The following is a 1,566-nucleotide window of genomic DNA, read 5'->3' on the forward strand; positions in this document are numbered from 1 at the left end:
CAGGATGCGCCACAGCACCGAGTTGATCGCGCGCGGGATCATCTTCTGCGGCTCGCGCGCCTCGCCGGCCGTGAGGCCGATCATCTCGACGCCCGCGAACGAATACGCGACGATCGGCAGCGCGCTCGTCGACGACGAGCACGTCCTTGCCGAGCGACGCGAGCGCCGCCGCCAGGTTCACGACGGTGGACGTGCAGCCGACCCCCGCCGGCCCGCCCGTCACCGCGACGATGCGCGACGCGCGCCCGGCCAGCAGGCGCCGCAGCCCTTCGGCCTGATCGATGATTCGTTTATCCAAATCGCACCTCGTGCAGCTCGGCGGTGGAACGTGCGGTCAATGCGGAAAGCAGCGTCGGCATGTCCTCGTCTTGCGGCACGAAGGGCGAGCCGTCGCGCGGTACGCAGAACGCGCTCTTCAGCAGGAAGCGGGTCGATGCGACGTACAGGTTCTCCGGCACCTTCTGGCCGGTCGACACGTAGTGGACCGGCAGCTTGTAGCGGATCACGGTGTCGAGCACGCCGCCGAGGTGGGTCGCCTCGTCGAGCTTCGTCAGGATGCAGCCGGCCAGGTCCGGATGCTCGCCCGCGCTGCGGTACGCCTGCACGACTTCGTTGAGCGTGTCGCCATGGCTCGTCGCGTTGAGCAGCAGCAGGCGCTGCACCGGGGCGTTCGCGCCGTGCAGCATCGCGATCTGGTCGGATACCGCGCGGTCGCGCTGGCTCATGCCGATCGTGTCGATCAGCACGATGTGCTTGTTGCGCAGCTCGGACAGCGCAAGCGCGAGGTCGCCGGCATCCTTCACCGCGTGCACCGGCACGCCGAGGATCTTGCCGAAGATGCGCAGCTGCTCGTGGCCGCCGATCCGGTAGCTGTCGGTGGTCAGCAGCGCGACCTTGCTCGCGCCGAAGCGCATCACGCAGCGCGCGGCCAGCTTCGCGGTGGTGGTGGTCTTGCCGACGCCCGTCGGCCCCATCAGCGCGAACACGCCGCCGCGCTCCATCAGCGCGTCCTCGCTGTCGAGCACCGGCAGGTTCGCCGCGAGCACCGACTGCGCCCATTCGGCGGCCTGTTCGAAGGTCTGCGCGTCGTCGCCGGCCGGCAGGTTGTCGACCAGCATCCGCACGAGCTGCGCGGAGAAACCAGCCGCGAACAGGTGCTTCGTCAGCGCGCCATGCACGGCGCTGCGACGCTGGCGGTCGTGCCACATCAGGCTGTCGAACTGCTCTTCCATCATCCCGCGCAGTTCGCCGAGCTCCTGCATCACCGTATCGTTGACGATCCGCTCGATGCGCGACTTCACCGCATCGGCCACCACGGCGGCCGCATCGGCGGACAGGCGCGTGCGCTCGGCCGCCTTCGCGGCATGCGCCGCGCTCGTGTTCGTATCGGGCGCGCGGGGGGCGGTGGCCGGCATCCGGCGTTCGGCGTCGCGCACGATGTCGGACTGCACCTGGCCCTGGAAGTCCCATTCGTTCTTCAGCACGTCGTTCAGCAGGTGGGGGTTCTCGCACGCATACGCGCCGTTCAGGCGGTTGTAGCTGCACATCACGCTGCCGGGCCGCCCG

Annotated in this window: 2 protein-coding genes and 1 pseudogene; all 3 read right to left on the minus strand. The window is 69.3% G+C overall.

Annotated elements, in window-relative coordinates:
* The coding region (locus tag G3N61_RS39005; RefSeq protein ID WP_241018139.1) for a hypothetical protein at positions 1-84 on the minus strand (84 nt) is incomplete at its 3' end.
* A 34-nt stretch (positions 85-118) separates the two neighbouring features.
* Positions 119-298, minus strand: a pseudogene (locus G3N61_RS39010) (AAA family ATPase); the annotation flags it as partial.
* The coding region (gene flhF / locus G3N61_RS39015) for a flagellar biosynthesis protein FlhF (protein ID WP_241018138.1) at positions 291-1,566 on the minus strand (1,276 nt) is incomplete at its 5' end. The pseudogene G3N61_RS39010 and the gene flhF, both read right to left, overlap by 8 nt.

The sequence above is a fragment of the Burkholderia sp. Ac-20349 genome (genome assembly GCF_017104865.1).
Lineage (GTDB): Bacteria > Pseudomonadota > Gammaproteobacteria > Burkholderiales > Burkholderiaceae > Burkholderia > Burkholderia aenigmatica.